This is a genomic window from Streptomyces fuscigenes (assembly GCF_021556455.1).
Lineage (GTDB): Bacteria > Actinomycetota > Actinomycetes > Streptomycetales > Streptomycetaceae > Streptomyces > Streptomyces fuscigenes.
The window spans coordinates 1-6383 of sequence record NZ_JAKGCV010000319.1 but is presented as its reverse complement, the minus strand read 5'-3'; the positions used below and the strand labels follow the sequence as shown (position 1 = coordinate 6383).

Here is a 6383-nt window from a genome sequence, read left to right as displayed (position 1 = left end):
CTCGCTGCGCCGGTTGCCCTGCTTCGTGCCCGCCTGGCTCGTCAGCGTCGCCCGGTGCAGCTCCAGGTACAGCTCACCCACCCACACCGGCGGGTCCGGATACTCCGCCTCCGCCTTCGCGAAGAACTCCGAAGGCGACTCCCAGCGGACGGTAGGGGAGCCTTCGAGGTTCTTCAGCCGGGCCGCCTTCGCGACCATCTCGCGCGTCGTGCCGCCGCCGCCGTCGCCGAACCCGGTCGGGGCGAGGGACACGCTCGCGGCGCCCTTCTCCTTGAAGTTGCGGGCCGCGTGCGCGATCTGGCGGCCCTCCATCGCGCAGTTGTAGGTGTCGACCGGCGGGAAGTGCGTGAAGATGCGCGTCCCGTCGATGCCCTCCCAGTCGAAGGTGTGGTGCGGGAACGAGTTGGTCCTGCTCCACGAGATCTTCTGGGTGAGCAGCCACTTGGAGCCGGCGGCCTTGATGATCTGGGGCAGCCCGGCGGCGAAGCCGAAGGTGTCCGGCAGCCACGCCTCGTCGTTCTCGATCCCGAACTCGTCGAGGAAGAAGCGCTTGCCGTGCACGAACTGCCGGGCCATCGCCTCGGAGCCCGGCATGTTGGTGTCCGACTCGACCCACATGCCGCCCGCCGGGACGAACCGGCCCTCCGCCACGGCCTTCTTGACCCGCGCGTACACCTCGGGGCGGTGCTCCTTGATCCACGCGTACTGCTGGGCCTGCGACATCGTGTAGACGAAGTCGGGCTCGTCCTCCAGCAGCGCCGTCATGTTGGCGGTCGTGCGGGCGACCTTGCGCACCGTCTCGCGCAGCGGCCACAGCCACGCCGAGTCGATGTGCGCGTGGCCGACCGCGCTGATGCGGTGCGCGGCCGGCACGGCCGGGGCGGCGAGCACGCCGGCCAGCTCCTCCCGGGCGGCCGCGGCGGTGCCGCCCACGTCCTGGAGGTCGACCGCGTCGAGCGCCCGGTCCACGGCCCGCAGGATCTCCCAGCGCCGGCTGCCCTCCACGGGCAGCTCCGCCATCAGCTCGCCCAGCACCTCCAGGTCGAGGACGAGGTTCCAGACGGTCTCGTCCAGGACCGCGAGGTCCATCCGGCCCAGCACGTACTGGGGCCGGTCCCCCGCGGTGCTCCTGTCGCCCAGGTGCGTGGGCTCGAAGGGGTGGGCGCCGTCCTGGACGTCCGGGTTGGACGCCGCCTCGATGTGCCAGAGGACCTCCTCGCCGCCGCGGGCGGGGCTGCCCACGCGGACGTACGCGCTGCGCGGGTGGAGACCCTTGACGGGGGTGCCGTCGGGCCGGTAGACGAGCCCTTCGCACTGGAAGCCGGGCGTGGCCTTGGTGAAGCCGAGGTCGAGCACGGCCTCCACGGTGCGGCCCGCCCACTCGGCGGGCACCGTCCCGCCGACCTTGAACCAGCTGGTGCCCCAGGGGGCGCCCCAAGGGGTGCCGGGCGTGATGGGTTCGGTCGGGGCCGCGAGGCCCTCGGACACGGGTACGGGCTCGCCGGGGGCGGCCCACATCTCGACGGTGAGGGGTATGGACTCGGGGTGTACGGCGGGCCGGATGCGCTCCCTGAGGACGCGCGTCAGGCGAGCTTCGACCAGGCTGCGGTCGTCGTGCATGAGGAACGACTCCTGAATGACGGACGGGTGCGGTGGACGAGACGGCCGCTTGGTGGTGGCCCGGAGACGTCTGTGATCCTTCTCCCGCCCGCCGGGCTCCGAAACGCGCGGGGGCGACCGGCGTGACTTCCCGGGACTCCCCGGCGTCCGGGACGCCCGGCCGCGCGGGCCGGCCCCCCAGGCACCCCTGCCGCGGGCCCCGGTCCGCGCGGTCACCGTCCCTCAGGCGCTGCGCACGTCGTCCACCGCGTCGCCGGACGGCTCGCCGGCCGCGGCGGGACCCGCGAGTTCCGCGGCAGCCACCGGACCGGCGGCGGCCCGTCCCTCGGCCCCTGCCGGGCCGGTGACCTGGGCGGGCACGACGCCCGGCGGCAGCGGCACCTGGGGGCCGGCGCACTCGCGCAGCCAGCGCCGCAGGACGCGGTGGACCTGCTCGGCGCCGACGAGCCGGGCACCGTCCGCGCCTACTTCGCCGTCCTGGCCGGCGGGTGCGACGTCCTGCGGTGCGGACAGTTCGAGCGGCGACATGAGGAACGCGTGCGACTGCTCGCCGCCGATCCCCCCGTGCGAGCCGATCTGCTCCTCGAAGGCGTGCACCCGGCCGGTGTCCGGGTCGAACATCGAGTTGACCATGATGTCCGCGACGTGCGGGAAGGAGTCGGTGCGGCGGATCGCGTCGGCCGCGCCGGGCGGGAAGCCCCGCAGCGGCCCCTCGCCGTCGACGAGTTCCGCGACGGGCACCTCGGTCCCGTGCCGGCCGAGCACCACCGAACCGCGGCGCTCGCCGGCGACCAGCAGGAAGCCGATGCCCGGGTGGTGCGCGAGGGTGCGCAGCAGCGCCGGGTGCCGCCGGTCGATCTGCTCGCGGGTCATGCGGCCCGGCACGTCGGGGAAGGACACGAGGCCCAGGTTCCCGGACGCGAGGACGACCGGTCCCGAGCCGGTGACCGCGCCCTCCTCCAGCGTGCCCTCGTGGACCGGCCGGTGCAGGGCGGCGCGCACCGCGTGGCGCGCGGCGTAACGGGCCTCCGCGCCGCTCCTGGTGCGTTCGGCACGGCGCGGCACGGGCAGCCCGCAGCCGGCCCGGACGAGGTCGCGCAGGGTCAGCCCGTAGGCGCCCTCGAAGGTCTCGCCCTCGCTCTGCCCGTGGTCGGAGAGCAGGACGAGGTGGTAGCTGCGGGGCGCGTACGTGGTGGCGCGCGCGATCGCGCCGACGCACCAGTCGAGGCGGGCGAGGACGCGCAGGGCGTCGCGGCTGCGCGGCCCGGAGTGGTGGGCCACCTCGTCGTAGGCGACGAAGTCCGCGTAGACGGCGGAGCGTCCGGAGAGGATGTCGGCCATGACGGCGGCCACGACGACGTCCCGCTCCACGACGGTGGCGAAGGCGCGGATCAGCGGGTAGAGGCCGCCGCGGCCGACTCGCGGGTGCTCGTCGCGCAGCCGGGCGCGCGTGGACTCCGCCACTTCGCGGGCGACCTCCACGGCGAACGAGACGGCGGTGCGCACCGCGTTGGCCGGGTCGCGGAAGTACGCGAAGTAGCCGGCGCGGGAGCGGTTGGAGCGTCCGCGCCGGGCCGCCATCGACAGGACGAGCGCCAACTGGTCGGCGCCGCCGCTGAAGAGGTTGCCCCGGCTCGCCCCGTCCAGCGTGAGCAGGCCCCCGTCGCCCGTCCTCTTGACCGCGCGCCGCTGCAGTTCGGCGGCGCTGGCCGGCCGGTTGCTGACGATGGTGCGGCCGGAGTCCTTCTCGTACCAGCGGAAGGCGGGCACGTCGTGGTTGCTGCCGTGCAGGATCGCGAGCTGGCTGGCGCCGGTCTGGCTGGACCAGTCGGTGCGCCAGTGGGTGAGCCGGTGCGTGCCGCCGGGCCCGAGCCGCTCGGCGATGTGCGGCAGGAGGCCCGCCGCCAGCGCCTCCACCAGGACCTGGTGGCCGACGCCGTCGAGCTGCACGAACACGGTGCCGGGCGGGCCGTCCTCGCCGCCGTCCAGGCCGTTCCTGCGCCGGCGGCGGCCCGCGACGCGCGAGAGCCTGCGCGGGTAGGCGGACTCGTCTCCGGCGGCGAGCGCGGTGGAGGTCGCCGAGGCGACGGCCGACATGACCGCCGCCACGACCACCGCGGTCTCCGGGCCGACGTCGCCTCGGCCGTCGGGGATGAGTCCGAGCGCGAGCAGCAGCAGCGACCCGTTGAGGAAGAACACGAGGAGGCCGAGCAGCAGGGCGGGCACGAGCAGCAGGGCGCGCACCACCAGTGGCCACACCAGGGCGCTCAGCAGGCCGAAGGCGCCCGCGCCCCAGGCCGCCGTGAGGGCCGTGCGGGTCGCGCTGTCGCCGTCGGGGGCCTGGAGGCGGAAGTCCGGCAGCACGCCGGCGAGCGCGAGCATGGTGAGCGTGGACGCCGCCCACACGGTCAGTACGCGCAGCAGCGCCCTGCCCACCGTCCGCCACCGGCATCGCTGCACCACGGCCCGTTCCTCCCCTCCCGGCCCGCGGCTGCTCCTGCGGGGCACCGTCCCAGGGTGACACAGCGGCTGCCGGGCCCCGGCGGGCGGCGGGCCCCCGGTGCGCGGTGACGTGCAGGTCAGCGGCCGTCGTAGCCGGCGGTGGGCATGGACAGCCTGCGGTGCACGCCCGCCTTCATGCCCGCGTTGTAGGAGGGTTCGTCGAACCGGGCCGTCTCCAGCGGGACGCCCCGGCACGCGCAGGCGTCCGCGAACTCCCGCGCCGAGGTGAACGCGCGGGCGAGCACGCGCTCGTTGGGCGCGACGAACAGGTCGACGTGCCCCGCGTCGACGTCCACCCACAGCCCGGGATGGTCCGGCCGCACCCCGTACAGCAGCAGCTGCCGGGTGACGGCGAAGCCGCGTTCCGCGGCCCAGCGGGCACACATGGCGTGCTGGCTGCGCGTGTCCACGAGGAAGGGTTCGTGTTCGAGTTCAGCGAGGGGGGTCAGGCTGGCGATCGCCGCCACGCGCACACCGGCCTCTGCCATGGTCAGTCCCCCGGCTGTCCCGAAAGTCCTTTGTGCGGGCGAGACTACCGCGCCGCGGCGGGCCCCGGGGAAGTGGTGGTCGGGACGCGCGGACGTACGGGGGCGCGCGCCGGGGGCGGACTGCCGGGGCCCGGACGCCGCCGCGGCGAGTCGCCCGGCGCCGATGCCGGGCGGCTCGGGTGGGCTCGGAACGGTGTCCGGGGGCACCGTAGGGTGAGAGCCGTGTCCGGCCGGGGCCCGCGCTCCGGGGTCGAGGAAGCCGAGGTCGCCGTGGGAGCCGTCATCACCTGGTGGGGTCATGCCACCTGCACGGTCGAGGACTCGGGGGTGCGGCTTCTGACGGACCCGCTGTTCGTGCGGCGCTTCGCCCATCTGCGGCGCAGGAACGGCGCCCTGCCGACCGCGGCGGCGGCGGTGGCGGACGCCGTGCTCATCTCCCACCTGCACTCCGACCATCTGCACGTCGGTTCCCTCGCGCGGCTCGCGCCCGGCACGCTGCTGCTCGTGCCGCGCGGGGCGGCCCGCTCGGTGCCGGCGCTGCGGCGGCTCGACGCGCGGCGCAACCCGCGGGGCCTGCGCGTGCGGGAGGTGGTGCCGGGCGACGAGGTCGAGGTCGGACCGGTGCGGGTACGGGCGGTGCCCGCGCGCCACGACGGGCGGCGGCTGCCCCTGGGGCCCCGGATGTCACCGGCACTGGGATACGTCATCAGCGGCGAGTCGGTGACCTACTTCGCGGGCGACACCGGGCTGTTCGACGGCATGGCCGAGGCGGTCGGGCCGGTGGACGCGGCCCTGCTGCCGGTCGGCGGCTGGGGCCCCAACCTCGGCCCCGACCACCTGGATCCGGAGCGGGCGGCGCGGGCCGCCGCCCTGCTCGCGCCCGCCACGGCGGTGCCCGTGCACTACGGCACGTACTGGCCCATCGGTTTCGACGGGGTGCGTCCGCACGAGTTCCACACGCCCGGCACGGAGTTCGTCGCACAGGCGGGGCGGATCGCGCCGGACGTGACCGTGCGCCTGCTGCACCACGGCGAGAGCGCCAGGACCGAGGTGGCGCGGTGACGGGGGCACACGCGCTGTGGCAGGTCCTCGCGACGCCGACCCCGCGGCTCCCGGTGCAGTCGGCGCAGGCGGCCGGGTATCCGTCCGTGTTCCTGCTGGTGGTGCTGGGATCGCTGGTGCCGGTCGTCCCGACGGGCGCCGTGGTGAGTTCGGCCGCGGTGGTGGCGTTCCACCAGTCGGAACCGCTGTCGATGCTGTACACGTTCCTGGTGGCGTCGGCGGCCGCCTTCCTCGGCGACATGGCCCTGTACTGGCTCGGCCGCCGCGGCGTCGGCTCGAAGAACGGTTCGCGCTGGCTGGAGAAGCTGCGCGAGCACGCGCCGCCCGAACGGCTCGCGCAGGCGCAGGAGAAGCTCGCCGACCACGGCGTCGCGGTCCTCGTCCTGTCCCGCCTGGTGCCGGCGGGGCGCGTCCCGGTGATGCTCGCGTGCCTCCTGGCGAAATGGCCCATGCGGTCGTTCGCCCGCGGCGACGTCTGGGCGTGCCTGGCCTGGGCCGCCACCTACCAGCTGATCGGCATACTCGGCGGTTCGCTGTTCCCGCGGCCCTGGCAGGGCGTCGCGACGGCGGTCGGCCTGACGGTGCTCGTCGCGGCGGTCCCCGCCGCGTGGCGCAGGCTGCGCCCCGCCCCGGGCGCGGACGACGGGGGCGGCGCGGAGGGACGGGAGGAGGGCCAGGGCCAGCACACCTGACGCGCCCCGGCGCGGGGCG

Annotated in this window: 5 protein-coding genes; 2 read left to right on the top strand and 3 right to left on the bottom strand. The window is 75.5% G+C overall.

The genetic code is table 11. The features are described 5' to 3' along the window. The 3 genes from L1885_RS21145 to L1885_RS21135 all read right to left on the bottom strand — a co-directional run. Positions 1–1620, bottom strand: a 1620-nt coding sequence (locus tag L1885_RS21145) for an alpha-mannosidase (protein WP_235798741.1), incomplete at its 3' end; no start/stop codon positions are given. Positions 1621–1842: 222 nt separating this feature from the next. After that, positions 1843–4002 (bottom strand): alkaline phosphatase family protein, encoded by a 2160-nt coding sequence (locus L1885_RS21140; RefSeq protein ID WP_372481990.1) that lies wholly within the window; start codon positions 4000–4002, stop codon positions 1843–1845. Positions 4003–4199: 197 nt separating this feature from the next. Beyond that, positions 4200–4610, bottom strand: a complete 411-nt coding sequence (locus tag L1885_RS21135; RefSeq protein WP_235798740.1) for a hypothetical protein — start codon at positions 4608–4610, stop codon at positions 4200–4202. Positions 4611–4880: 270 nt separating this feature from the next. On the opposite strand from L1885_RS21135, the gene L1885_RS21130 reads away from it, so the two are divergent. Both L1885_RS21130 and L1885_RS21125 read left to right on the top strand, forming a co-directional pair. Beyond that, positions 4881–5672: an MBL fold metallo-hydrolase gene (locus L1885_RS21130; protein ID WP_235798743.1), complete on the top strand. Its 792-nt coding sequence runs from the start codon at positions 4881–4883 to the stop codon at positions 5670–5672. A gap of 14 nt (positions 5673–5686) precedes the next feature. After that, complete coding sequence (locus tag L1885_RS21125; RefSeq protein WP_235798742.1) at positions 5687–6364, top strand: DedA family protein; 678 nt, start codon at positions 5687–5689, stop codon at positions 6362–6364. Positions 6365–6383 lie beyond the last annotated feature (19 nt).

Bases quoted from the DNA above. Each gene is read 5' to 3' on its own strand.
- L1885_RS21140 (WP_372481990.1), bottom strand. From the start codon at position 4,002: ATGCTCGCGCTCGCCGGCGTGCTGCCGGACTTCCGCCTCCAGGCCCCC.
- L1885_RS21135 (WP_235798740.1), bottom strand. From the start codon at position 4,610: ATGGCAGAGGCCGGTGTGCGCGTGGCGGCGATCGCCAGCCTGACCCCC.